The following is a 22,781-nucleotide window of genomic DNA, read 5'->3' as shown; positions in this document are numbered from 1 at the left end:
ATGCTCCGGATGCGATCACTGCTGCCTCCCCTGCTCTTCACGCTCGCCTATGCCGGGATTTCGCTCGGCGTCACCAACTCCTACTACCAGCTGATCCTGACGTTGGTGCCGGTGTGGGCGGTGTTCGGCCTGTCGTGGAATCTGCTCAGCGGCTACACCGGCCTGATCTCGTTCGGCCACGCCGCGTTCTTCGGGATCGGTGCCTACGCGACCGCGCTCGGGCAGATCTATTTCGACATCTCGCCCTGGCTGCTGATTCCGGTCGCCGCCATGCTCGGCGGCATCGCCGGCCTCCTGATCGGCTTTCCGACCTTCCGGCTGCAGGGCCACTATTTCGCGCTGGCGATGCTCGCCTATCCGCTCGCCATTCTCTACGTGTTCGAGTGGCTCGGCTTCCAGGAGGTGACGCTTCCGATCAAGCGCGAGGCGCCGATCGCCTACATGCAGTTCGCCGATCCCCACCTCTACACGCTGCTGGGGCTGGCGCTCATGCTCGCCACCATCGTTCTGACTCAGGTGATCGAGCGATCGCGCTTCGGCATGGCGCTGCTCGCGATCAAGCAGAACGAGGCTGCGGCTGAAGCGGCCGGGATCAACACGCTGGCCTGGAAGCTGCGCGCGATCACGCTGAGCGGGGCGATCGCCGCGGCGATCGGCGGGTTCTACGCGCAGGTGCTGCTGGTCGTGACCCCGGCATCGGTGTTCGGCATGCTGGTGTCCGCGCAGGCGCTGACGGTTGCGATGTTCGGCGGCGTCGGAACGGTCTGGGGCCCGGTGATCGGCTCGGTGATCCTGATCCCCCTCGCCGAGATCCTGCACGCCGAAGCCGGCGCGCGCATCCCCGGCATTCAGGGCGTCATCTTCGGCATTGCCATCGTCTGCGTCATCCTGCTTGCGCCGGAAGGCCTGTTCTGGAAGCTGCGCGATCTTCTGCGCAATCGCACCGCATCCAAGGCGACGGTCGGTGATACCCCGGAAGCGGCGACTGCCAACGTGACAGCCCTGAAGCCCACCTCCCGGCAGCGCGCCGCCACCGGCGAGGTCGTGCTCGAGGTGAGAAACCTCTCGCGCTCCTTCGGCGGCCTCAAGGCCGTGCAGGATGTCAGCTTCAAGCTGCACAAGAACGAGATCCTCGGCATCATCGGGCCCAACGGCGCCGGCAAGACCACGCTGTTCAATCTCCTCAACGGCTTCCTGAAGCCGAGCCAGGGCGAGGTTCTGATCGACGGCCGCAACATGTCGGGACAGCGGCCGCACGTGATCTGCGAGGCCGGTATCGGCCGCACCTTCCAGGTGATGCGGCCGTTCCTGCGCATGTCGATCCTCGACAATGTCGTGGTCGGCGCCTATGTGCGCGCCCGCTCCGACGCGGAGGCCCGCAAGCTGGCGGCCGACGCGGTCGCCCGCGTCGGGCTCTCCGCCGAGGCCGATCGTGTCGCCGGCGAGCTCTCGACCAAGGAGCTGCGGCTGATGGAGCTCGCCCGCGCCATCGCCGGTCAGCCGCGCATCCTGCTGCTCGACGAGACGCTCGCGGGCCTCGGCCACGGCGAGGCGGACGAGGTCGTGGCCGTGATCCAGCAGCTCGCGCGCGACGGCATCACCATCGCCATCATCGAGCACACCATGCAGGCGATGGTACGCCTCGTCGATCGTTTCCTCGTGCTCGACCACGGCGCCGTCATCACCGAAGGCCTGCCGGAAGTGGTGACGCGCGACAACCGCGTGATCGAGGCCTATCTCGGCAAAAAGTGGGTGGGCCATGCTGCGCATTGAGGGATTGAGCGCGGGCTATTCGGCCAAGCCCGTCCTGAACGGGGTGTCGATCGATGTCGGCGCCGGCCAGTTCGTCGCCATCGTCGGACCCAACGGCGCCGGCAAGACCACGCTGTTCAAGACGATCTCCGGCATCGTGAAGCCGAGCGGCGGCGCGATCACGTTCGACGGCGTCGACCTGCTCGCGGTGCCGCCGCCGCAGCGCGCCCATCTCGGCATCGCCCACGTCCCGGAGGGACGCCAGGTCTTCCCGTCCCTGACCGTGATGGAGAATCTGGAAATGGGCGCGATGACCGAAAGCGGCCGGCGGGACTGGCAGGCCAACATCGAGCGCATCTTCGAATGGCTGCCGGTGCTGAAGGAGCGCCGCGATCAGTTCGCCGGCACGATGTCCGGCGGCCAGCAGCAGATGCTCGCGATCGGCCGCGGCCTCGCCTCCTCGCCGAAGCTTCTGATGCTGGACGAGCCCTCGATGGGGCTCGCGCCTTCGACCGCGGACTTCATCTTCGAGCGCCTGATCGAGATCCGGCGCCAGTCCAGGCTGACCATGCTGCTGGTCGAGCAGCGCGTCGCGGAGGCGCTGGAATCCGCCGATCACGGCTATGTCCTCGAAGCCGGACATGTCGTGCTCGAAGGCAACAACGCCACGCTGCGCGCCGACGACCGCGTGCGGAAGGCCTATCTCGGCATGTGACCAACACAAAAACAAAGACCAGGGGAGAAACAAAATGAACAAGACTTCAAAAGGACTGAGTCGCCGCACCGTGCTCTCCGGCGCCGCCGCCGTCGGCCTCGCCGGCGTTGCGCGCGCGCAGGCTCCTGGCGAGATCAAGGTCGGACTGATCGTGCCGCTGTCGGGCATCTACACCCGCCCCGGCCAGGTGATGAAGATGGGCGCCGAGATGGGCATCGAGCACATCAACGCGCAAGGCGGCATCAAGGCGCTCGGCGGCGCCAAGTTGAAGCTGGTCGTGATCGACTGCGGCGACACCACCGAGAAGGCCAAGAACGCGGCGCAGCGCATGGTGGCGCAGGAGCCCGATCTGGTCGCCGCCACCGGCTCCTACCTCTCCTCCTTCACGCTCGCAGTCACCGAGGTGACCGAGCGCGCCGAGCTGCCGGTGCTGACGCTGTCCTATTCGGACCTTTTGACCGACCGCGGCTTCAAATACATCTTCCAGACCGCCGCGACCGCGAGCCGCCAGTCCGAGCTCGGCCTGCCGACGCTGATGAAGCTCGCCGAGAATGCCTCGGGCAAGAAGCCGAAGACCGTGGCGATGCTGATGGACAACACCGCAACGTCGGTGGCCACCGCCAAGGCACTGAAGGAAAAGCTGTTCGCGCAGGATGGCCTTCAGCTCGTGGTCGAGGAAGTCTGGACCCCGCCGCTGTCGGATGCCACGCCGTTGATCCAGAAGGTCCGCTCCGCCAAACCCGATCTGCTGCTGTTCATGCCGAACGCAGTGTCGGACGCCAAGCTGGGCCTGGAGAAGATCAGCGAGTTCGGCCTCGGCCAGGGCAAGATCCCGACGGTGTCCTTCAGCATCACCATCGCCGAGCCCGACATGCTGCAGAGCGTGAGCCCGGAGACCGTGCAAGGCATCATGACCATCGTCGCCAACTGGGGCTCGAAGGGCCACGAGGCGCTGATCGCCGAGCTCAAGGCCAAATACAAGGAGCCCTGGATGACGCAGAACGTCATCTCGACCTATGGCGACATGTGGCTGATGAAGGAAGCGCTGGAGAAGGCCGGCAAGGCCGACCGCAATGCGGTCGCGCAGGCCTTCCGCACCATGGATGCCGGCCCATCGAAATATTACCCGGGCGGCCAGCTCAAATTCGACGAGAAGGGCCGCCGCGTCGGCGCCGGCGTCGTCATCGTGCAATGGCAATCGGGCGTGCCTGTCACCGTTTATCCGCCCGAGCTCGCGCAGGCGCAGCCGTTCTGGCCGAAGAAATCCTAGCCGTCGCGCAAATCCTGGGGAGGAGAGACTGTCATGACTGCCAAGAGCAAGATCACGATATCGCGGCGAACGCTGCTGGCCGGCGCCTCCGGCACGCTGATCGCATCCCGGACTGCTTGGGCGCAGCAGCCGTCGGAGGTGAAGGTCGGCCTGCTGGTGCCGATCTCGGGGCTCTATGCCCGTCCGGGAACCGTGATGCGCGAAGGCGCCGAGATGGCGATCGACCACATCAACGCGCAAGGCGGCATCAAGGCGCTCGGCGGCGCCAAGCTGAAGCTCGTGGTGCTCGATTCCGGCGACACCACCGAGAAGGCCAAGAACGCCGCGCAGCGCATGGTGGCGCAGGAGACCGATCTGGTTGCGGCCAGCGGCGCCTATCTGTCCTCGTTCACCCTCGCGGTGACCGAGGTGACCGAGCGCGCCAACCTGCCGATGCTCACCCTCTCCTACTCCGACCTCATCACCGAGCGCGGGTTCAAGTACGTGTTCCAGACCGCGGCCACCGCGGGGTCGCAGGCACGGCAGGCGTTACCCCAGCTCATCAAGCTGGCGGAGACGGCCTCAGGCAAGCGGCCGAAGACGGTCGCGATCCTCACCGACAACACGGGCGCCTCGATCGCCTCGGCCAAGGCGATGCGCGAGGGCCTGCTGGCGGAGAACCAGTTGCAGCTGATCGTCGACGAGACCTTCACCCCGCCGCTGGCGGATGCGACGTCGCTGGTGCAGAAGATCCGGTCGGCCAAGCCCGATCTGCTGTTCTTCCTGCCGACGGTGATCTCGGATGCAAAACTGCTGCTCGAGAAGATGAACGAGTTCGGCCTCGGCCAGGGCAAGATCCCGACGATCTCGTTCGGCATCGCGATCGCCGAGCCGGACATGCTGCAGACCGTCAGCCCCGAACTGCTGCAGGGCGTCTTGACCTGCGTCGCCAGCTGGGGCGCCAAGGGCCATGAGGCTCTCATCGCCGAATTGAAGACCCGCTACAAGGAGCCGTGGATGACGCAGAATGCGATCTCCACCTATGGCGACATGTGGGTGATCAAGGACGCGCTGGAGAAGGCCGGCAAGGCCGATCGCGTCGCCGTCGGCGAAGCGCTGCGCACCATGGATGGCGGCCCCTCCAAATATTATCCGCTGGGCGAGATCAAGTTCGACGAGAAAGGCCGCCGCGTCGGCGCCGGCATGACCATCGTGCAGTGGCAGGCCGGCGTGCCGGTGACGGTGTTCCCGCCCGAACTCGCGCTGGCAAAACCGTTCTGGCCCAAAAGCTGATCTGAGTGCTGACGACGCCCAACCAAGAAACGGAGACCACAATGGACAAGGCGACCTACGACCGCGGCCTCGAAATCCGCAAGAGCGTGCTCGGCAACGAGTTCGTCGACAAGGCGATCGCCTCCGCCGACGAGTTCAACCGCCCGATGCAGGACCTGACCACGGAATATTGCTGGGGTTACGTCTGGGGCCGCGAGGGCCTCACCCGCAAGACGCGCAGCTTCCTCAATCTGGCAATGCTCTGCGCACTCAACCGTCCGCACGAGCTGAAGACCCATGTCCGCGGCGCGCTCGCCAATGGCGCGACCAAGGAGGAAATCCGCGAGGTCTTCATGCAGGTCGCAATCTATTGCGGCGTGCCGGCGGGCGTGGACGCGTTCCGGAACGCGAAGGAAGTCTTCGCCGAGCTCGACAAGAAGTAGCGGAGCGTGGCTGCGATGAAGGGCAAATGGGCACTCGTGACCGGCGCGACCGCGGGCCTCGGCCTTGGCATCGCGGAAGGGCTTGCCGGCGCGGGCGCCAATATCGTCCTTCACGATCTCGTCCCGCCGAAGCAGGCCGCGGATGACCTGCGCGCCCGCTTCAACGTCGAGGTCGTCGCTGCCGGCGTCGATCTGTCCCGGCGCGAGGCGATCGAGGCCATGATGGCCGACCTGCTCGACCGCTGCGGCGCGATCGATATCCTCGTCAACAATGCCGTCGTCAGGCATTTCTCCGCGATCGAGCAGTTTCCGCCCGAGCGCTGGGACGACGCGCTGGCGGTCAATTTGTCGGCGCCGTTCCACCTCATCCGCCTGGCGCTGCCGGCGATGAAGCGGCGCGGCTGGGGCCGGATCATCAACATGGGCTCGATCTATTCGACCCGCGCGGTCGAGGACCGCATCGACTACGTCACCACCAAGACGGCGATTTCAGGCATGACCCGCGCGGTGGCCATCGAGACGGCGCGCAGCGGCATCACCTGCAACACGCTCTGCCCCGGCACGCTGCCGACGCCCGCCATCCTGAACAAGATCGCGACGATGGCGTCGAGCAGCAATCGTCCGGTCGAGGACGTGACGCGCGACTATCTCGGCGAGCGCCAGCCGACGCAGCGCTTCATCGAAATGGATGCCGTCGCCGCCATGGTCGTCTTCCTCTGCGGTCCGGCCGCAAACGATATCACCGGCGCCAGCCTGCCGATCGACGGCGGCTGGTCGGTGGCATGAGAACTGGAATGGGAGTGCTGCGATGACTGAACAATCGGGCCAGACCGTCGTGCTGACGGGTGCCGCCGGCGGCATGGGACGGGCCATCACCAAGGCGCTGCTGGACAGCGGCCGCCGCGTCGTGCTGGTCGACCGCGACGCCAAGGCGCTTGAAGAGCTGGCGGCGACGGCGGGCGATGCGGTGTTTCCGATCCAGCTCGACGTCAGCGACGCAACGGCCGTCGATCGCCTGCCGGATGCCATTCCCGATCATTTCAAGCCGGTCGACGTTCTCATCAACAATGCCGGCCACGACATCGGCGGCCGGACGCGCTTCGACATCGGTTCTGCGGACGACTGGTCCAACATCATCCAGACCAACCTGATCGGCCTGATGCGCGTCACGCGTGCGATCCTCCCCGGCATGGTCCAGCGCAACGCCGGCCATATCGTCAACATCAGCTCCATCAACGCGGTCCGGATCGTGCCCGACATGGCCGCCTACAGCACCAGCAAGGCAGGCGTGCACATGTTCACCGAGACCCTCCGTGGCGAGCTGGCGGAAACCGCGATCCGGGTGACCGAGCTGCAACCCGGCCTGACCCGGACCAACATCATCCTGACCCGGTACCGCGGCGATACGCAGAAGGAAAAGGACTATTTCGACCAGTTCAGGATGGCGCTCGATCCGGCCGATATCGCCCGCTCGATCGTCTTCGCGCTCGACCAGCCCGCCCACGTTCAAATTGCCGAAATGATGATTCTGCCTGTAAATCGATATTGAATCATTCCAACCAAGGCCCGGACATGGAAAGACGTAGCGAATTGCAGTCGACACTCCGCATCGAGGACGTCCCGACCGTCCGGGCGATGGTGGCGCAGAAGCTGCGTGAGGCGATCATGTCGGGAACGCTGAAGCCGGGCCAGCGCCTGGTCGAGCGCGAGCTCTGCGAGATGATGGGCGTCAGCCGCCCCTCGATCCGCGAAGCGCTGCGTGCGCTCGAGGCCGACGGGCTGGTCAATATGGTCCCGCACCGCGGCCCCGTGGTGTCCACGATCAGCCTCGAAGAGGCCCGGCAGCTCTACGCCGCACGCGCGGTGCTCGAAGGATTCGCCGGCCGCGAATGCGCCAGGCTTCACGACCCCGAAGTGGCACGCCGGATCGGCGACGCCCTGACACGGCTGAAGGCGGCCGCGGCCAAGCAAGACCTCGTCGGATGCCTCGAAGCCAAGACCGATTTCTACGCGGCGCTGATCGGCGGCTGCCGCAATGCGTTTATCCAGCGCATGCTCAAGCCGCTGCACGATCGCATCCAGCTGCTGCGGATCACGTCGATGTCGCAACCGAAGCGGATCAACAAGAGCCTTCGCGAAGTCACCGCGATCTGGCGTGCGATCCAGAACGGCGATGCAGATCTCGCCGAGCGTTGCTGCGTCGACCACATCAACGCGGCCGCGGTGGCTGCGCTCGACATGATCGAAAAATCGTCGGCGGCCAAGGAGGCGGCGCCTTCCGACGACTAGAACAATGCCGCCAGGGAGTGTTCGATGAAGTTTCTCGTACGATCGCTGATCCTGTTTCTCCTGCTTCATCCCTGCGGCGCAGCGCTCGCAGACGACTTTCCCAATCGCCCGGTCACGATGATCGTGCCGTTCTCCGCCGGCGGTCCCGGCGACGTCATCGCTCGCATCCTCGGCAGCGCCATGAGCGCGACGCTGAAACAGTCCATCGTCATCGAGAATGTCGTCGGTGCCGGCGGCACGCTCGGCACCAACCGCGTCGCCAAGGCGGCCGCGGATGGCTACACGCTGCTCCTGATGCATGTCGGCCAGGCCACCGCGCCTGCCCTCTACGCCAAGCTGCCGTTCGACCCGGTCGGCGATTTCGCCCCGATCGGGCTCGTCACCGACGTCCCGATGATCCTGGTGGCGCGGCCGAATTTTCCAGCCAAGGATCTCGGCGAGCTGGTCGCACACATCCGCAACGCCGGTGACAAGGTCACTTTCGGCAACGTCGGTCTCGGCTCGGCCTCACAGCTCTGCGGCCTGATGTTCATGAGCGCCACGGATACCAAGCTCACCCCGATCTACTACAAGGGCGGCGGACCGGCGCTGAACGACGTCATCGCCGGCCATATCGACGTCTATTGCGATCCCGCGACGGGGCCGACGCCCTATATCCAGTCGAAGACGATCAAGGGCTACGCCATCACCAGCAAGACGCGTGTCGCGACGCTGCCTGATGTGCCGACCTCGACCGAAGCCGGCGTTCCCGAGTTCAATGTCACGACCTGGTACGGCCTCTACGCGCCGCGCGGCACGCCCAAGCCCGTCGTCGACCATCTCGTCGGCGCACTGCAGACGGCGCTGAAGGACCCGGCCTTGATCAGCCGCTTTGCCGAACTCAGCATGGCGCCAGTCGAGGCCGAGCGCGCGACCCCGGAAGCGCTCGAGACGTTCCTGAAAGCCGAGATCGGCAAATGGGGACGGATCATCAAAGCGGCCGGAATCGAGCCGCAGTAGGCCCGACCCTCCGGAACACGTCCAGAAAATATCCGTGATTTCAAAGCGGAAATTGGCTTTTGCTCCGCTCGGATGGCGATCGCGTGGAGAGTTCAGCTGCAGTTCCAGCTGATCGCACTTTTCCGTCAATCGGCAGAGCCCCATTGCGGGGCTCCGCCGCGCGGCGTAGCTTTCAACCCTACGTAGCTCATTCGAAAGCATCTATCGGGTTCGGCCAAGCGGGAGCGAGCAATGGCGGATGTCCCATGGCACCTTTCCGGTGACTATTTCGAAAATTGCAGTTGCAGCATCGTGTGTCCCTGCCTGGTATCGGCGGCGCCCCCATTGACCGCGCGACCGACCGAGGGCTTCTGCAACGTACCGCTGATCTTCCACATCGAGAGCGGCCGCTACGGTGACATCGAGCTGGATGGACTTAATGTGCTCGTCGTCCTCCACGCACCTGGGGTCATGGCAGACGGAGATTGGTCAATCGCCGCCTATATCGATCAGCGCGCCAGCGATGAGCAGACCGAGGCCCTGGCTGCGATCTTCACCGGCGGTGCCGGCGGTCCGATGGCTGCGTTCACGCCGCTGATCAGCAAGAACCTGGGGGTGCGCAAGGTCCCGATCACGTTCCGGATCGACGGCAAGACGCGGTCCGCAGAAATCCCCGGCATCCTGCACATGTCCGTCGATCCGTTGCCGACCATGCATCCGAGCGGGGAGATGTGGGTGAACATCGGTCATCCGGTCAGCCCCGATGCCATGGTGATGGCGGTCGGCGCCTCCGGCAACACCTTCAGCGATCATGGCATGCGCTGGGATAATTCCGGCAGGAACGGCCTCTATGCGCCGATCCGCTGGTCGAACCAGGCGTGATGTAAACTCCCGAAACCGGCCTGCGTCAGGCCCGGCAATTTCGATCGCCAATGACGGACAGCCCACTGGAAACCGTGCTGCGGCGCGATCGCTGGATCGTCGGCGGCGCGATCGGCCTCATTGTCGCGCTGGCATGGAGCTATGTGCTCTGGCTCGCCAACGACATGGACATGGGCGGCATGGACATGACCGGATTCCGCATGATCCCGGCCGGGATCGGAATCATGCTGCCGACGAGCGAGCCGTGGCGAACGTTTGAGTTCGCCTACGTGCTCCTGATGTGGGCGGTGATGATGGTCGGAATGATGGCCCCCTCGGCCGCGCCCATGATCCTGATGTACGCCCGCGTAGGCCGACAGGGCAAAGCGCAGGGCAAGCCGTTCGCTGCGACCGGCTGGTTTGCCGCCGGTTATCTCCTTGCCTGGTGCGGCTTTTCGCTGGCAGCCACCCTTCTCCAATGGGCGGTCGAGCGAGCAGCCCTGCTGGATTCCCGGATGGCGCTCGCAAGCAATCTGCTCGGCGCCATCGTGCTGATCGCGGCGGGTGTCTATCAATGGACACCGCTCAAGGACGTCTGTCTCGCCCAATGCCAATCGCCGTTTCTGTTCCTGATGCGCCATGGCGGTTTTCGCGGCGACCTGCGCGGCTGCCTGCTGCTGGGACTTCGGCATGGAGGCTATTGTGTCGGCTGCTGCTGGGTTTTGATGGCGCTGTTGTTCGTCGGCGGCGTGATGAACGTGCTCTGGATTGCGCTTCTGGCGCTGCTTGTCCTGCTGGAGAAAGTTACGCCGGCCGGACGTTGGATCGCGCGCGCTGCCGGCATCGCATGTGTGGCCGCGGGCGCCTGGCTGCTGGTGCACTTGCCGCAGTGATGCAACCTGCTTGACGTTCAGTTCGATTTCTACGCTGGGCTGCGTCGCCCGTTCTTCCGGCGCACCGCTGTCCGGCATTTTGCCTGCCCCGATCGCTCCCACAGGGCAAAGAACAATCACTTGAACGTTCGCAACTTCAGTTGAACCGCAAAACGGCTTGACGACGACGCCGACAACGAATGTAATGTTATAACATTACATATCCGGTCCCAATGCCCCCTCGTCACTCTATCCCCTTGAAAAGACTGTTCGATCTCCATGCAAAAACTCCCCGTCACCGTCTTGTCCGGCTTCCTCGGGGCTGGAAAGACCACTTTGCTGAATCACGTCCTGAACAACCGGCACGGCCTGAAAGTGGCGGTGATCGTCAACGACATGAGCGAGGTGAACATCGATGCGGATCTGGTCCGTGGTGGCGATGCGAACCTGTCCAGGACTAATGAGAAGCTCGTCGAGATGACCAACGGGTGCATCTGTTGCACGCTGCGCGACGACCTGCTGAAGGAGGTGCGCGCCCTCGCCGAAGACAACCGCTTCGATTACCTGCTGATCGAATCCACCGGCATCTCCGAGCCGCTGCCGGTTGCAGCGACCTTCGATTTCCGTTCCGAGGACGGCGAAAGCCTCTCCGACGTGGCACGCCTCGACACCATGGTCACCGTGGTCGACGCGGTGAATCTGCTGAGGGATTATTCATCGACGGATTTCCTGGAGCAGCGCGGCGAAGCGCTGGCGAACGACAAGCGCACGCTGGTCGATCTGCTCGTCGAGCAGATCGAATTTGCCGACGTGATCGTGCTCAACAAGGTCGATGACGCCTCGCCGGCACAACGCGAAGCAGCGCGAAAGATCATCCGGGCGCTCAATCCGGAAGCGGAGCTGATCGAAGCCAACCACAGCCGGGTCGCCTTCGATCGCATTCTCGACACCGGCCGGTTCGACTTCGAAAAGGCGCAAGCGCATCCGCTCTGGTTCAGGGAACTCTACGGCTTTGCCGATCACGTGCCGGAGACGGAGGAATACGGCGTGACCAGCTTCGTCTATCGGGCGCGTCGGCCGTTCGATCCCGAAAAATTCGACAAGTTCGTGCGAGAGCCCTGGCCCGGTGTCATTCGCGCCAAAGGACATTTCTGGCTGGCGACGCGGCCGCAATGGCTGGGCGAGATCAGCCAGGCCGGCGCGATCACGCGCACCGAGGCCCTTGGATTCTGGTGGGCCAGCGTGCCTGCGGAACGCTGGCCGGACGACCCGTTTTGGCGCAAGCGGTTGCGTGCGAACTGGAACGACATCTATGGCGATCGCCGCCAGGAAATCGTGTTCATCGGCGCGGGCATGGACGAGAGCGCGCTCCGCGCACGCCTGGATGCCTGCCTTGTCCCGGGTAAGCCGGCCATGAACGTCACGGAATGGGCGAAGCTCGCAGACCCGTTTCCAGTCTGGCGGCGCGCGAACGAAGTTTTGGAACGCGAATGACGAACGTCGTCCGCTTCGCCTCGAAATCCGAACTCGAGCGGCAGCGCCTCATCCGCGAGGCGCGTGCGATCTACGACAGCATCTTCCCGCCGGATGCCCCTGCCGGCGGCTGCGTACGTGATCCGTCAGATCAACGGGCGGCGCACGAGGCGGCCGCCGAAATCCAGCCCAAACAACAATGAGAGATGAACTTGGTGCGCTCGGAGGGCGATCGCATTTGCTGAGACTTCAAGGGCTTGTTCGAACGCACCATCCAATAAGGATGCTTGTCACGCCTAAAAGTGCCTTTCCGCGAGCACCCACCGTACCACCGGCGGCATTCAAGATCAGTGTCTGACGCCAAACCGCATTGACCGGCTATGCCAGAATTGGCATAGTCAGATAATGAAGGAAGTGAGATGGCACGGCAGCAGCCGGTCTGATGTCGAAGCCTTTCCGAACGACGTGCGACGCGAAGCTGGATATCAATTGTTTCAGGTTCAGATCGGCGAAAACCCTTCTGACTGGAAACCAATGCCGTCGGTCGGCCCCGGCGTTCGCGAGATCAGGATACGTCAGGCCTCAGGCGCTTACCGGGTCATCTACCTGACCACGATCGGCGACGTAGTTCACGTGCTGCATGCATTCCAGAAGAAAACACAGGCAACGGCTAAGCGGGACATCGACCTCGCCAAAGCAAGACTTAGACAGATCAGGTGACGATGATGGCAAGATCAGTATTCTACGACCTCTTCTCCGCGGAAGAAGCTGCAGAGCTCGAGATGCGTGCCAAATTGCTTTCCGGCATCAACAAATGGCTGAACAAGTCCGGATTGACGCAGACCGAGGCGGCGGCACAACTCGGCGTCACTCAGGCTCGGATATCGGAGATCAAGAACGGAAAGATCAACCGTTTCAGTCTGAGCATGCTGGTCCGGCTTGCGCAACGCGCTGGGCTGCGCCCCGGGATCAAGTTGCAGAAAGCGGCGTGACGGCCAAGTCCTGATGGGGCAGACGGGTCATGGACACCCTCGACGATTTTCTCAAGCAGAACTTTGAGGCCTTCCAACATCCCCGGTTCTGGTTCGCCAAAGCGCACGACCTCTTCAAATCTGCTGGAATGCTGGCGAGCGAGGAGCGAGCGCTGGTTCTACGCTACGAGACCGCCTTGATTGTAGCTTCCGAGAAACTGGACAACAGTGATGTCGAGCACGCGGAGATCGAGTGCGATGAGCCAAACGTTTTTCCAATTTTTCTCCTGTACGGCTACGCCTTGGAAAACGGTTTGAAGGCGATCATTGTCGATCGCGATCCCTCTCTAATTGGACGCGAGAAGATCGCTGCCCAGGTCAGCCAACATGACCTCGTCTCTCTCGCCGAACTCGCATCGCTTTCGACATCTGATGCAGAACGGGAATTTCTGCGATGGCTCACGCAGGTGGTCGTCTGGAAGGGCCGGTACAATGCACCACGCAAACCGGATGCTCTTGGCACCTTCTGGGCACTTGATCACCTAACTGGATCTACTTTTGACCAGTGCCTTGAGGTGATCGGTGGCATTTTTCGACGCATCACCGCCGTACTGCCAAGAGCCATCACCGAGCGCCGAGTCGGCTACGGTGCAGTCGTGCGGGTCTCAGAGGAGTAACTTGACCTCCGCTGTGAGGATGTCAGTCGCGGACAGGTCTTGATCTTCACAAAAGATAAGCAATGGCAATTGCTTATGCTGGATTTTTGGTGCGCTCGGAGGGACTCGAACCCCCACGATTTTACTCACTGCCACCTCAAGGCAGCGCGTCTACCAATTCCGCCACGAGCGCTTTGGGGATGCCGGCTTGAGGCCTGAAGGCCAGCCGGATCAACGGCGCCGATCTAACAAATCCATCAGAGGGGTACAAGCCTGCAAAGGCCCTGAATTCCACAGCTTTGCAGGAAAGTTCCTGGGCCTCCCCCGAATCGGCCCTTACCGCAGGTCCAGGCCGCTACCGGGTGCCCGGGCCCTATCGGGTCCCCGGGCCGCTACCGCGTGCCCGGCGTGCGCGGCAGCATCTGCTTGACCTCGACCGCGATCCGGTTGCGGTCGACCAGCACGACGCCGGAGGCAACCGGCAGATTATTGGCCAAAACCTTGACCTCATCGGCCTCGGTTGCGTCCAGCTCGATGATGGCGCCGCGGGAAAGACGTAATACTTGATGGATCGGCATGGTGGTCGTCCCGAGGACGACCATGAGATCCACGGTGACTTTATCGAGAGTGGGCACTGTCAGGACCGCCGCAACCAGGGACTAAGGACCAAGGACTTCGGACAAGGACTTGGCATTTGCGCCTGCAATGATCACCACGTTATGGTTAGCCAATGGTTAATTTGCCCCAAAACCCGCGCCAAGAGCTGGATTTGACGTCGTTTTCGGCGTCCCACGGCCAGCCCGTGGAGTGGCGAATCTCGGACGCGCCAGTGCCCTATCCGCAGGCGGTGGCCGAGATGGAAGCCCGGGTCGCCGCCATTGCGGCAGGCGAGGCCCCGGAGCTGGTGTGGCTGCTCGAACACCCCCCGCTCTACACCTCCGGCACCTCCGGCAAGGAAGCCGACCTGCGCGATCCCCGCTTCCCGATCTTCGCCACCGGGCGCGGCGGACAGCTCACCTATCACGGGCCGGGCCAGCGGGTGGCCTATGTCATGCTCGACCTCAAGCGCCGCCGGCCGGATGTCCGGGCCTATGTCGCGAGCCTGGAGGAGCTGATTCTGCGCACGCTCGCCGCCTTCAACGTCCGCGGCGAGCGGCGCGAGGACCGGGTCGGCGTCTGGGTCAGGCGGCCCGACAAGGGCGAAGGTTTCGAGGACAAGATCGCGGCGATCGGCGTGCGGCTGAAGCGCTGGGTCTCGTTCCACGGCATCGCCATCAATGTCGAGCCGGAGCTGTCGCATTTCGCCGGCATCGTGCCCTGCGGCGTCACTGACGCCCGCTATGGCGTCACCTCGCTGGTCGACCTCGGCCAGCTCGTGACCATGGCTGACGTCGACATCGCACTTCGGCAGGCGTTTGAGGGGCTGTTCGGGCCAACCAAGGCGTTGGTGCCGGAAGCGGCCGCCTAGGCCGCCTCCGCACGATCCAGCGACACGTCGAGCTTGCCGGCGATGTAGCGGCGCTCCTGGGTGAGGCCGCCAAAACCGTAGGCGTCGCCCTTGACCTCGTCGACATGCAGATAGGTCTCGGGATGCAGCGGCCCCAGGATCTCGGCCATGCGCTTGAACATGGCGGCAAGATAAGCGGCCTTCTCGTCCTTGGTGTTGGTGCCTTCGGTGACGTGGATGTCGATCCAGTAGCTGGCGAGCTTCTGCTCGGCGAGCGACCTGCCGCCGGCGAACCAGTCACCGGCCTCGACCGACTTCACGATGATGGCAGTCACCTTGGGATCCTTGTGCAGGATTTTTGCGGTGAGCTCGGACACGGCGTTCGCGATGTCGGCCTTCAGCGAGGGCGACTGGCGGGACGAGGTGTAGGACACGGTGATCAGGGGCATGATGGCTCTCCTCAAGATGCAGCGCGGGATTTGCGCGGCGTTGGTGAAAAGCTAGACCTCCCCTCGTCATTTTGGTATCTTATCTCTGTTGATACCAGTGATAACGATCCCTAATGACAACCACCCTCGACATCGCCACGATCAAGGCCTTCCTGCTGGTTGCCGACCTCCAGAGTTTTACGCGTGCTGCCGAGGCGCTGGGCACGACACAAGCCGCTGTCAGTCTCAAGCTGCAACGGCTGGAGGCGTTGCTGGCAAAACGCCTCGTCGAGCGCTCGCCACGCGCGGTCCGGCTCACTGCCGACGGCGCCAGCTTCCTCGATCGCGCCCGCGCGCTGATGGCGGCGCATGACCGCGCGCTATCGGGCGAGGCCCCGGCCGCGCAATCGCTCTCGCTCGGCATCTCCGATCACGCGGCAGGCCCCGAGCTGGTGCCGCTGCTGGAACGCCTGCACGCGATGTCGTCGAACCTCACCCTCGCCGTCACGATCGGCTTCTCGCGCGAGATGCAGGATGCCTACGACGCCGGCGAGCTGGACGCCGTGATCGTGCGCCAGGAAGGCAGCCGCCGCGGCGGCGAAAAACTGACCGAGGACGAATTCGGCTGGTTCGCGTCACGACGCTTCACCCTGCCGAAGGGCGAAGCACTGCCGCTCGCAACCCTCGCCCCGCCCTGCGGCGTCCGCGCCGTCGCCGTGCGCGCGCTCGACAAGGCCGGCCTCGCCTGGCGCGAGCGCTTTGTCGGCGGCGGCGTCACGGCGGTGGTCGCAGCTGCGCTCGCGGGACTTGCGATTGCGCCACTGGCGCGGCGGATCGCGCCTCCCGGGCTGGTCGATATTGGACCCGCGCACAGGCTGCCGAAACTCGGCAGCTCGAAGGTGATGCTACATTCGAAGGTCAGCGATCCCGCCAAGCTTGCGGCGCTACGCGCGGTGGCGGCGACGTTTCGGAGCGTCGCGGCCACCTGATGTCTCACAAAATCGCCTCGAACGCGCTGCGCAGCGTCTCGTGCCTGAACACAAAGCCGCGGCTCAGCGCCTTGTTGGGCAGCACGCGCTGACCGCCAAGCAGCAGCTCGTCGGCGAAGCCGCCGCCGATCCGGCGCAACAAGCCGCCGGGAATGCGGAAGATCGCTGGCCGATGCAGGCGGCGGCCAAGCTCCTCGGTGAATTTTGCATTGGTCACCGGGATCGGCGCGGTGGCATTGACGGGGCCCGACAGATCCGGCGTTGCCATCACATAGGCGATCAGGCGAATGAGATCGTCGCGCTCGATCCAGGACATCCACTGCCGCCCGGTGCCGATGGGACCACCGAGGCCGAACTCGAACGGCGTCAGCATGCGCGTGACGAAGCCGCCTTCTGTGCCGAGCACGAGGCCGATGCGCAAACAGACGACGCGCACGCCAAGCTCCTCCGCCGGCCGCGCCGCCTTCTCCCAGGCCGCGCAGAGCTCGTGGCTGAAACAGGCGTGCGACTTGGCCGACTCCGTCAGCACCTGGTCGGCCCACAATCCGTACCAGCCGATCGCGGAGCCGCTGACCAGCACCTCGGGCTTGCGATCGAGCCGCGCGATCAGTTTGACGATTTCGCCGGTCATGCCGATGCGGGAGCCAAGAATCTTCGCGCGCTTCGCCTCGGTCCACAAGCCGTTGCCGATCGGCTCGCCGGCGAGATTGACGATGGCGTCGATTGGCGTGTCCGCGGCGAGCTGATCGAGGCTGGTGATCAGCGTGACCGGCGGCGGCAGCATCTCCGCCTTCGCGGGATTGCGGATCAGCGCGATGACCTGATGCCCGGCGCCGCTGAGGCTCGCCGCGAGGCGGCTGCCGATGAAGCCGGTGGCACCGGTGATCAGCACCGTCTTGCGACCGGGGAGCTTTTCGACAAGTCCCTGCGCCGGCACGCTCTTCATTCGGCCGAGCCGGCGCATTGCGGCAAAATCCCTGAGGCCGCAGAGCGAGGCGCCAACCGCGCAGGCGGTCGCGGCGATGCTGAGCAGGCCCTGGTTCATGACGGTCACGCCAAAGGGCTGCATCGCCCAATCGGTCAGCACCGGCAGCAGCAGCACGAGAATGGCGCCGTAATTGATCGCGAGCAGTGTGTGATTGATGCGCTCGCTCGGCGGCAGTTTCCGGCTCAGATCCTCCTCGACGAAATCCATCAAGGTGATGACGATCTCGGCGACCAGCACCGCGACGATCAGCAGCGCCAGCAACCCATGAACCTCGAGCCAGCCGAGCACGAGGAACAGCAGCGCATAGAGCATGTTGCGGATACCGTGCAGCTTCAGCTCGAAGCGCTGCGACACCCGCCAGGCCAGACGCTCGGTGAATTCGTGGTGATAGAAGGTGTCGAACACGCCCATCACGATCTGGATGGCGATGAGCGTCCACAGCAGCGGCGTCATGATACGGCCTCCCTGAAGGTGGCGGACTGGTGGATCAGCGCGCCGTAACGTGGATGAATGACATCGAGGGTGAAGCGGAATGCGCCGTCGCCGAGGTCGCGGTGCGTCACCGTGAGATCGCCCGGCGTGAGCCAGCGCGGCAACGGGATCCACAGGCGTCCGAGCTGGAGCCCATAACCGGCGCTGCGGAAGGTCAGCGTCTGGTCCTCGACCGCGGTGCGGAGCGCCATCGAGACGCCGAAGCCGACATATTCCTCGAGCCCGGTCGGACCGGCAAAACGCTTGGCGGAATGGATCACATGCGGAAAGCCGCGCTTGCGCGCACAGATACGGGTCCAGGTCTGACCGCCGGTCGTGCCGTCCTCGGTCACGGTGACGATCATGGGAACACCGGTGTCGCGGCCGGTCGGCAGTGGCCCGCCGATCAGCTTTGCTGCCTGCGCGAACCACCAGCCGATCTCGCTGAAGGAGATCTCGTCGACCACGCCGACATAGACGACGCTGTCGCCGTCCGCGACGCGCTTGGAGAAACGCCGCCAGGTCGCGAGCGGCAGGCGGCCCCAATCCTCGTCCGACAGCAGCGCGCGGAAGCGGCGGTCGTCGAGCAGTTTGGTGTGAGCGGAGGTCGATGCGTTGGAGCCTGATAACCTTGCCGACGTCATCGCACCCTCCTCAGCGCTATTTGGCCTTGCCCAGCGGCAGCAGGCTGGCGATCTTCTCGCCAAGCCGCATCAAAGCGACCAGCCGCGGCCGCGGCACCTTCAGCATCTGCATGAACCAGTGATCGGCGAGCTCGGTGAAGGCGAGCATCTCCTTCAGCCGCTTGGCGGCGACCGGATGGATGGTCGGATCGCCGGCGGCATCGGACACGCAGGCCCTGAGCGCCGCGATCGCCGGATCGAGCTCCCGCTCCTTGCGCCGCGCCGCTATTCTGGCGGCGACCTCCCAGATGTCGGTCTCGGCCTCGTAATGGTCGCGGCGGTCACCGAGGATCGGCACGCGCCGGATCAGGGTCCAGGCGAGCAGCTCCTTGAGCGAGTTGGAAACGTTCGAGCGTGCCATGCCGAGCGTGTCGGCGATGTCCTCCGCCGTCATCGGCGCCTCGGCGAGATAGAGCAGCCCGTGGATCTGGCTGACCGAGCGATTGACGCCCCACTCGTCCCCCATGTCGCCCCAATGCAGGATGAAGCGCTCGACGGCGGATGGGAGTTTCTTCTTTCCGGTTATTTCTGTCATGACAGAAATATCTGACAACACCGTTCCCTTGTCAAGTCGGCTCGTCGCGTATACGGGTGCGCAATATCTGCCTAAAAATGTCCCAACTTCAGGGAACCATCCGCCTCTTGTGGCGTTTGCTCCCGTCGAGGCAGGGTCCCGGAATGATCGGAAAGTTCAGTCAACAGCGAGACTTGTTCGAGAGCGAGCGCAGTTTCCGGCTGTTGGTTGAGGGAGTTGCGGACTACGCGCTCTACATGCTCGACCCCAAGGGGATCATCACCAGCTGGAATATCGGCGGCGAGCGCATCAAGGGCTATTCGCCCGGGGAGATCCTCGGCCAGCATTTCTCCCGGTTCTACACCGAGACCGACCGCGCCAACGGCAAGCCGGCCCGCGCGCTCGGCATCGCGCGGGAAAAGGGCCGCTATGAGGAGGAAGGCTGGCGCGTCCGCAAGGACGGCACCTTCTTCTGGGCAAGCGTCGTGATCGACCCGATCTACGAGGACGGCGAGCTGGTTGGCTTCGCCAAGATCACGCGCGACATCACAGAACGCCGCAATACACAGCTCAAGCTCGAGGCGATGCAGAAGCAGCTCGCCGAGTCCCAGAAGTTCGATGCGCTGGGACAGCTCACCGGCGGGGTCGCCCACGACTTCAACAACCTCCTGATGATCATCAGCGGCAGCCTGCACATGCTGAAGCGGGGCGCCGACGACGCGGCCAAGCTTCAGCGCGCGATCTCGGCGATCGAGACCGCCACCAAGCGCGGCGCGGCGCTCACCAATCAGCTCCTCACCTTCGCGCGGCGACAGAGCGTCAATCCGCAGGCGATCGATTTCGCCGAACGCATCGCGGCAATCCGCGAGGTGCTCGATGCGGGCGTCGGCAGTTCCGTACGCCTGGCCTTCGACACCGGCCACGACGTCTGGCCGGTCAAGACCGATGCCTCCGAGCTCGAGACCGCGCTGCTCAACCTCGTCATCAATGCCCGCGACGCGATGCCCGACGGGGGCACGGTGACGATCGGCGCGCACAATGTCGTGCTGGACGAGCCGCCTCTCGCCGGCGACTTCGTCGCAATCGACGTCACCGATACCGGGCTCGGCATTCCCTCCGACGTTCTCGACAAGATCTTCGAGCCGTTCTTCACCACCAAGCCGATCGGAAAGGGCACCGGCCTCGGCCTTTCCCAGGTGCACGGCTTCGCCCATCAGGCCGGCGGCACGGTGAAGGTCGCGAGCGCGCTCGGCAAGGGCACGACGTTCACCATCCTGTTGCCGCGCGGAGAAGACACGCCATCGCGAGAGGCGGTTGGAGGACCATCCTTCCAAGGCAGCGGCACGGTGCTGCTGGTCGAGGACAATCCCGACGTTGCGCTCGTCAGCATCGGTCTTCTGGAGCAGCTGGGCTACCACGTCCGCCGGGTCGCCGACGCCGAAGCCGCCTTGCGCGAGATCGAGAATAACGGCGTCGACTTCGTGTTCTCGGACATCGTCATGCCCGGCAAGATGGACGGGCTCAGCCTCGCCCATCGCCTCCGTCAGATCCGTCCTGGCCTGCCGATCCTGCTCGCCACCGGCTACAGCGACGTCGCCGCCGGCGTGCGCGGCGATTTCCCGATCCTGCGCAAGCCGTATGAAATCCACGAGCTGAGCGAGGCGATTTCGAAGCTGCCGCGGTGAGGTTCTCGAGAGGTGAACACTTCGTAGGGCGGGCAAAGCGAAGCGTGCCCACCATCTCACGACGATCGCGAAAGTCGTTGTGGGCACGGCGTAAGAGCGCCTTTGCTCACCCTACGAGACCAACTTAGCTGCTCGGCATTTACCTTTCCCATGCGGCCGGCGCACAGACAGCACCTACACCGTCGGCAATACCGAAAACGCTTCCCCTGCCCTGCGCAGGTTCAGCTCATCGGCGCTGGCGGTCTCGCTCGTCACGCTGTCCACGCGCGAGGATGGCGGGCCATGGCGGCACAGCGCGACCATGTCGGCAACGTGCTTCGGGGCTCCCGCGAACAGCGCTTCGACGCAGCCGTCGCGGCGATTGCGGACCCAGCCTTCGAGGCCGCTCGCAGTTGCCTGGTACTCGACCCAGGCCCGGTAGCCGACGCCCTGGACGTGGCCGCGGATCATCACCTGGAGGATCGCCCGGCTCATTTCTTCAGCCCGAGAAAGTCGGCGCTGCGCGCCTTGACGTCGGCCTCGCGCGTGACGCGGTTGGTCAGGTCCGATGATGCCAGACCTCTCAGCGCCTTCGGCGCCGTGCCCTCGCGCAGCGCTTTCAACGTGTCGTGGACCGCCTGCGTCGCGGCGGCGATCGGCGCGTGGCCCTGAAGCGCGATACGCACGCGCTGGCTGGCGAGATAGTCGAGCGCGGTAAGCTCCTGCGGCGCTCCGCCGAGCACGATCGGCAGGCGCGTGGCGGACGCGACGGCCTCGAGCTCCGCGCGCGATGTGATGCCGGTGAAGAACAGCGCATCGACACCGGCAGCCTCATAAGCCTGCGCGCGGCGGATCGCGTCCTCGATCGAGGTGATCGAGGCCGCTCCCGTACGGCCCATGATGACCAGCGAAGGATCACTGCGGCCGTCAATCGCCGCTTTCATCTTGCCGACGCCCTCCTCGAGCGAGATCAGCTGCGTCCTCGCCTCGCCGAAGGCGGCCGGCAGCAGCGTGTCCTCGATGGTGAGGCCGGCGGCGCCGGCCGTCTCCAGCTCCTGCACCGTGCGGCGGACATTGAGCGCATTGCCATAGCCGTGATCGGCATCGACCAGTACCGGCAGGCTAGCTGCGCGCGACATCCGCCGCATCTGCTCGGCAAGCTCGGTGAGCGTGATCAGCGTGATATCGGGGTCGCCGAGCACCGCGAGCGAGGCGACAGAGCCGCCGAACATGCCAAGCGGAAAGCCGAGATCCTCGGCGATGCGGATCGAGATCGCGTCATAGACCGAGCCCGGATGGATGCAGGCCGAGCCCGACAGGATGAGGCGCAGTTTCTCGCGGCGGGAACGAAAGGCCATGGGCGCCTCACTCTTAATTCCTCATCCTGAGGAGCGCGCTCTTGCGCGCGTCTCGAAGGATGCAGGCCCGGCTGTGGCCTCGCCCTTCGAGACGCCGCGCAAGCGCGGCTCCCCAGGGTGAGGGTCGACTGTCGTGCTCCGGAGCGCTTTACGCAAACTCCAGGATCAGCGCGTCCACCGCCAGCGTCGCACCGGCGCTGGCGTGAACCTTCTTCACGGTGCCGTCCTGCTCGGCGCGCAGCACATTCTGCATCTTCATGGCTTCGACCACCGCGAGCGTCTCGCCGGCCTTGACCTCCTGCCCCTCGGTCACCGCGATCGAGACCACGAGGCCGGGCATCGGGCACAGCAGCTTCTTGCCGGTGTCGGAGGCCGTCGTCACCGGCATCAGCCGGGCCGAAGTCGCTTCCGCTTCGGTCCAGACATAGACCGGGACCTCGACGCCCTGGTGCGCGAGACGAATGCCGTTGGGAATCGGCCGCGCCTGCACCGCGACGAAGTGGCCGTCGATGGTACCTTGCCAGACCGGGTCGCCCGGCTTCCACGGCGAGGCCAGCAGATGTGCGTTGCCAGTCTTGCCTTCGGCATCGACGAAACGGATCGCGATCGCCTCGCCCTCGCGCGCGACCTCCAGCAATATCTCCTGGCGATCGAGCCAGACCGCGCGGCGGCGCTCGCGCTGCACGATGCGGCCGCCCATCTGCCCCG

Annotated in this window: 27 protein-coding genes and 1 tRNA gene; 19 read left to right on the top strand and 9 right to left on the bottom strand. The window is 64.6% G+C overall.

Going from position 1 to position 22,781, the window contains the following annotated elements:
- From AABA84_RS33815 to AABA84_RS33740, 16 genes are all read left to right on the top strand, one after another.
- The gene (locus AABA84_RS33815) at positions 1-1,773 is read left to right on the top strand and encodes a branched-chain amino acid ABC transporter ATP-binding protein/permease (RefSeq protein ID WP_338314286.1); all 1,773 of its coding nucleotides are present in this window, start codon (positions 1-3) and stop codon (positions 1,771-1,773) included.
- Complete coding sequence (locus AABA84_RS33810; protein ID WP_338314285.1) at positions 1,760-2,467, top strand: ABC transporter ATP-binding protein; 708 nt, start codon at positions 1,760-1,762, stop codon at positions 2,465-2,467. Before AABA84_RS33815 ends, AABA84_RS33810 begins: the two co-directional genes overlap by 14 nt.
- A gap of 34 nt (positions 2,468-2,501) precedes the next feature.
- Entirely contained in the window at positions 2,502-3,737 is a 1,236-nt protein-coding gene (locus AABA84_RS33805; protein WP_338314284.1) for an ABC transporter substrate-binding protein, read from the top strand.
- Between the two features lie 33 nt (positions 3,738-3,770).
- Positions 3,771-5,009, top strand: a complete 1,239-nt coding sequence (locus tag AABA84_RS33800; protein WP_338314283.1) for an ABC transporter substrate-binding protein — start codon at positions 3,771-3,773, stop codon at positions 5,007-5,009.
- 41 nt (positions 5,010-5,050) lie between these two features.
- On the top strand, positions 5,051-5,431 hold the full coding sequence (locus AABA84_RS33795; RefSeq protein WP_028137140.1) for a carboxymuconolactone decarboxylase family protein: 381 nt from the start codon (positions 5,051-5,053) through the stop codon (positions 5,429-5,431).
- Between the two features lie 15 nt (positions 5,432-5,446).
- Positions 5,447-6,217, top strand: coding sequence for an SDR family oxidoreductase (locus tag AABA84_RS33790; protein ID WP_338314312.1), 771 nt, complete (start codon positions 5,447-5,449; stop codon positions 6,215-6,217).
- 22 nt (positions 6,218-6,239) lie between these two features.
- A complete protein-coding gene (locus AABA84_RS33785) occupies positions 6,240-6,980 on the top strand; it encodes an SDR family oxidoreductase (RefSeq protein WP_212253709.1) in 741 nt (246 codons plus the stop codon).
- Between the two features lie 23 nt (positions 6,981-7,003).
- Positions 7,004-7,720 carry a GntR family transcriptional regulator gene (locus AABA84_RS33780; RefSeq protein WP_212253710.1) on the top strand — a complete coding sequence of 239 codons (717 nt, stop codon included), beginning with the start codon at positions 7,004-7,006 and terminating at the stop codon, positions 7,718-7,720.
- Between the two features lie 24 nt (positions 7,721-7,744).
- Positions 7,745-8,719 carry a tripartite tricarboxylate transporter substrate-binding protein gene (locus AABA84_RS33775; RefSeq protein ID WP_212253711.1) on the top strand — a complete coding sequence of 325 codons (975 nt, stop codon included), beginning with the start codon at positions 7,745-7,747 and terminating at the stop codon, positions 8,717-8,719.
- A gap of 231 nt (positions 8,720-8,950) precedes the next feature.
- Positions 8,951-9,580: a DUF1326 domain-containing protein gene (locus AABA84_RS33770; RefSeq protein WP_338314282.1), complete on the top strand. Its 630-nt coding sequence runs from the start codon at positions 8,951-8,953 to the stop codon at positions 9,578-9,580.
- A 50-nt stretch (positions 9,581-9,630) separates the two neighbouring features.
- Positions 9,631-10,452, top strand: coding sequence for a DUF2182 domain-containing protein (locus AABA84_RS33765; RefSeq protein ID WP_338314281.1), 822 nt, complete (start codon positions 9,631-9,633; stop codon positions 10,450-10,452).
- A 258-nt stretch (positions 10,453-10,710) separates the two neighbouring features.
- Positions 10,711-11,925: a zinc metallochaperone GTPase ZigA gene (gene zigA, locus AABA84_RS33760; protein ID WP_338314280.1), complete on the top strand. Its 1,215-nt coding sequence runs from the start codon at positions 10,711-10,713 to the stop codon at positions 11,923-11,925.
- Complete coding sequence (locus tag AABA84_RS33755) at positions 11,922-12,107, top strand: hypothetical protein (protein WP_212253725.1); 186 nt, start codon at positions 11,922-11,924, stop codon at positions 12,105-12,107. Before zigA ends, AABA84_RS33755 begins: the two co-directional genes overlap by 4 nt.
- A gap of 202 nt (positions 12,108-12,309) precedes the next feature.
- Entirely contained in the window at positions 12,310-12,624 is a 315-nt protein-coding gene (locus tag AABA84_RS33750; protein WP_338309702.1) for a type II toxin-antitoxin system RelE/ParE family toxin, read from the top strand.
- 2 nt (positions 12,625-12,626) lie between these two features.
- A complete protein-coding gene (locus tag AABA84_RS33745; protein ID WP_338309708.1) occupies positions 12,627-12,896 on the top strand; it encodes a helix-turn-helix domain-containing protein in 270 nt (89 codons plus the stop codon).
- A 29-nt stretch (positions 12,897-12,925) separates the two neighbouring features.
- Complete coding sequence (locus AABA84_RS33740; protein WP_338309703.1) at positions 12,926-13,552, top strand: hypothetical protein; 627 nt, start codon at positions 12,926-12,928, stop codon at positions 13,550-13,552.
- An 87-nt stretch (positions 13,553-13,639) separates the two neighbouring features.
- Here the strand turns inward: AABA84_RS33740 and AABA84_RS33735 are convergent.
- Positions 13,640-13,724 (bottom strand) — tRNA-Leu (locus tag AABA84_RS33735).
- 199 nt (positions 13,725-13,923) lie between these two features.
- Positions 13,924-14,166, bottom strand: coding sequence for a FliM/FliN family flagellar motor switch protein (locus tag AABA84_RS33730; protein WP_011088012.1), 243 nt, complete (start codon positions 14,164-14,166; stop codon positions 13,924-13,926).
- 95 nt (positions 14,167-14,261) lie between these two features.
- Between AABA84_RS33730 and lipB the strand changes: the two genes are divergently transcribed.
- A complete protein-coding gene (lipB, locus tag AABA84_RS33725; RefSeq protein ID WP_212253714.1) occupies positions 14,262-14,999 on the top strand; it encodes a lipoyl(octanoyl) transferase LipB in 738 nt (245 codons plus the stop codon).
- Here lipB and AABA84_RS33720 read toward each other — a convergent pair.
- Positions 14,996-15,427 (bottom strand): tautomerase family protein, encoded by a 432-nt coding sequence (locus tag AABA84_RS33720; RefSeq protein WP_212253715.1) that lies wholly within the window; start codon positions 15,425-15,427, stop codon positions 14,996-14,998. The genes lipB and AABA84_RS33720 overlap by 4 nt on opposite strands.
- Positions 15,428-15,540: 113 nt before the next feature.
- On the opposite strand from AABA84_RS33720, the gene AABA84_RS33715 reads away from it, so the two are divergent.
- Positions 15,541-16,395, top strand: a complete 855-nt coding sequence (locus tag AABA84_RS33715; RefSeq protein ID WP_212253716.1) for a LysR family transcriptional regulator — start codon at positions 15,541-15,543, stop codon at positions 16,393-16,395.
- A gap of 4 nt (positions 16,396-16,399) precedes the next feature.
- Here the strand turns inward: AABA84_RS33715 and AABA84_RS33710 are convergent, their stop codons facing one another.
- From AABA84_RS33710 to AABA84_RS33700, 3 genes are read right to left on the bottom strand one after another with little or no spacing between them, the layout of a single operon-like run.
- Positions 16,400-17,836, bottom strand: a complete 1,437-nt coding sequence (locus AABA84_RS33710; RefSeq protein WP_212253717.1) for a TIGR01777 family oxidoreductase — start codon at positions 17,834-17,836, stop codon at positions 16,400-16,402.
- Entirely contained in the window at positions 17,833-18,498 is a 666-nt protein-coding gene (locus AABA84_RS33705) for a DUF4166 domain-containing protein (protein WP_212253718.1), read from the bottom strand. The genes AABA84_RS33710 and AABA84_RS33705 overlap by 4 nt, the downstream gene beginning before the upstream one ends.
- Before the next feature lie 16 nt (positions 18,499-18,514).
- Positions 18,515-19,072, bottom strand: coding sequence for a GbsR/MarR family transcriptional regulator (locus AABA84_RS33700; protein ID WP_212253719.1), 558 nt, complete (start codon positions 19,070-19,072; stop codon positions 18,515-18,517).
- A 143-nt stretch (positions 19,073-19,215) separates the two neighbouring features.
- On the opposite strand from AABA84_RS33700, the gene AABA84_RS33695 reads away from it, so the two are divergent.
- Positions 19,216-20,736: a PAS domain-containing sensor histidine kinase gene (locus AABA84_RS33695; protein WP_212253720.1), complete on the top strand. Its 1,521-nt coding sequence runs from the start codon at positions 19,216-19,218 to the stop codon at positions 20,734-20,736.
- 174 nt (positions 20,737-20,910) lie between these two features.
- On the opposite strand, the gene AABA84_RS33690 is transcribed toward AABA84_RS33695, so the two are convergent.
- From AABA84_RS33690 to AABA84_RS33680, 3 genes are all read right to left on the bottom strand, one after another.
- Positions 20,911-21,210, bottom strand: a complete 300-nt coding sequence (locus AABA84_RS33690; protein WP_212253721.1) for an acylphosphatase — start codon at positions 21,208-21,210, stop codon at positions 20,911-20,913.
- Positions 21,207-22,073 (bottom strand): isocitrate lyase/PEP mutase family protein, encoded by an 867-nt coding sequence (locus AABA84_RS33685; protein ID WP_212253722.1) that lies wholly within the window; start codon positions 22,071-22,073, stop codon positions 21,207-21,209. The genes AABA84_RS33690 and AABA84_RS33685 overlap by 4 nt, the downstream gene beginning before the upstream one ends.
- 148 nt (positions 22,074-22,221) lie before the next feature.
- Positions 22,222-22,781 (bottom strand): biotin/lipoyl-containing protein (locus AABA84_RS33680; RefSeq protein ID WP_338314279.1); only part of this gene is annotated, 560 nt, incomplete at its 5' end.

Source organism: Bradyrhizobium sp. TM239, from assembly GCF_036247985.1.
Lineage (GTDB): Bacteria > Pseudomonadota > Alphaproteobacteria > Rhizobiales > Xanthobacteraceae > Bradyrhizobium > Bradyrhizobium ottawaense.
Note: the sequence above shows the minus strand (reverse complement) of the source record. Positions and strands in the feature narration are given on the sequence as shown.

Coding starts and splice junctions, on each gene's coding strand:
- AABA84_RS33815 (WP_338314286.1), top strand. CDS start 1: ATGCTCCGGATGCGATCACTGCTGCCTCCCCTGCTCTTCACGCTCGCC.
- AABA84_RS33810 (WP_338314285.1), top strand. CDS start 1,760: ATGCTGCGCATTGAGGGATTGAGCGCGGGCTATTCGGCCAAGCCCGTC.
- AABA84_RS33805 (WP_338314284.1), top strand. CDS start 2,502: ATGAACAAGACTTCAAAAGGACTGAGTCGCCGCACCGTGCTCTCCGGC.
- AABA84_RS33800 (WP_338314283.1), top strand. CDS start 3,771: ATGACTGCCAAGAGCAAGATCACGATATCGCGGCGAACGCTGCTGGCC.
- AABA84_RS33795 (WP_028137140.1), top strand. CDS start 5,051: ATGGACAAGGCGACCTACGACCGCGGCCTCGAAATCCGCAAGAGCGTG.
- AABA84_RS33790 (WP_338314312.1), top strand. CDS start 5,447: ATGAAGGGCAAATGGGCACTCGTGACCGGCGCGACCGCGGGCCTCGGC.
- AABA84_RS33785 (WP_212253709.1), top strand. CDS start 6,240: ATGACTGAACAATCGGGCCAGACCGTCGTGCTGACGGGTGCCGCCGGC.
- AABA84_RS33780 (WP_212253710.1), top strand. CDS start 7,004: ATGGAAAGACGTAGCGAATTGCAGTCGACACTCCGCATCGAGGACGTC.
- AABA84_RS33775 (WP_212253711.1), top strand. CDS start 7,745: ATGAAGTTTCTCGTACGATCGCTGATCCTGTTTCTCCTGCTTCATCCC.
- AABA84_RS33770 (WP_338314282.1), top strand. CDS start 8,951: ATGGCGGATGTCCCATGGCACCTTTCCGGTGACTATTTCGAAAATTGC.
- AABA84_RS33765 (WP_338314281.1), top strand. CDS start 9,631: ATGACGGACAGCCCACTGGAAACCGTGCTGCGGCGCGATCGCTGGATC.
- zigA (WP_338314280.1), top strand. CDS start 10,711: ATGCAAAAACTCCCCGTCACCGTCTTGTCCGGCTTCCTCGGGGCTGGA.
- AABA84_RS33755 (WP_212253725.1), top strand. CDS start 11,922: ATGACGAACGTCGTCCGCTTCGCCTCGAAATCCGAACTCGAGCGGCAG.
- AABA84_RS33750 (WP_338309702.1), top strand. CDS start 12,310: ATGAAGGAAGTGAGATGGCACGGCAGCAGCCGGTCTGATGTCGAAGCC.
- AABA84_RS33745 (WP_338309708.1), top strand. CDS start 12,627: ATGATGGCAAGATCAGTATTCTACGACCTCTTCTCCGCGGAAGAAGCT.
- AABA84_RS33740 (WP_338309703.1), top strand. CDS start 12,926: ATGGACACCCTCGACGATTTTCTCAAGCAGAACTTTGAGGCCTTCCAA.
- lipB (WP_212253714.1), top strand. CDS start 14,262: ATGGTTAATTTGCCCCAAAACCCGCGCCAAGAGCTGGATTTGACGTCG.
- AABA84_RS33720 (WP_212253715.1), bottom strand. CDS start 15,427: ATGCCCCTGATCACCGTGTCCTACACCTCGTCCCGCCAGTCGCCCTCG.
- AABA84_RS33715 (WP_212253716.1), top strand. CDS start 15,541: ATGACAACCACCCTCGACATCGCCACGATCAAGGCCTTCCTGCTGGTT.
- AABA84_RS33710 (WP_212253717.1), bottom strand. CDS start 17,836: ATGACGCCGCTGCTGTGGACGCTCATCGCCATCCAGATCGTGATGGGC.
- AABA84_RS33705 (WP_212253718.1), bottom strand. CDS start 18,498: ATGACGTCGGCAAGGTTATCAGGCTCCAACGCATCGACCTCCGCTCAC.
- AABA84_RS33700 (WP_212253719.1), bottom strand. CDS start 19,072: ATGACAGAAATAACCGGAAAGAAGAAACTCCCATCCGCCGTCGAGCGC.
- AABA84_RS33695 (WP_212253720.1), top strand. CDS start 19,216: ATGATCGGAAAGTTCAGTCAACAGCGAGACTTGTTCGAGAGCGAGCGC.
- AABA84_RS33690 (WP_212253721.1), bottom strand. CDS start 21,210: ATGAGCCGGGCGATCCTCCAGGTGATGATCCGCGGCCACGTCCAGGGC.
- AABA84_RS33685 (WP_212253722.1), bottom strand. CDS start 22,073: ATGGCCTTTCGTTCCCGCCGCGAGAAACTGCGCCTCATCCTGTCGGGC.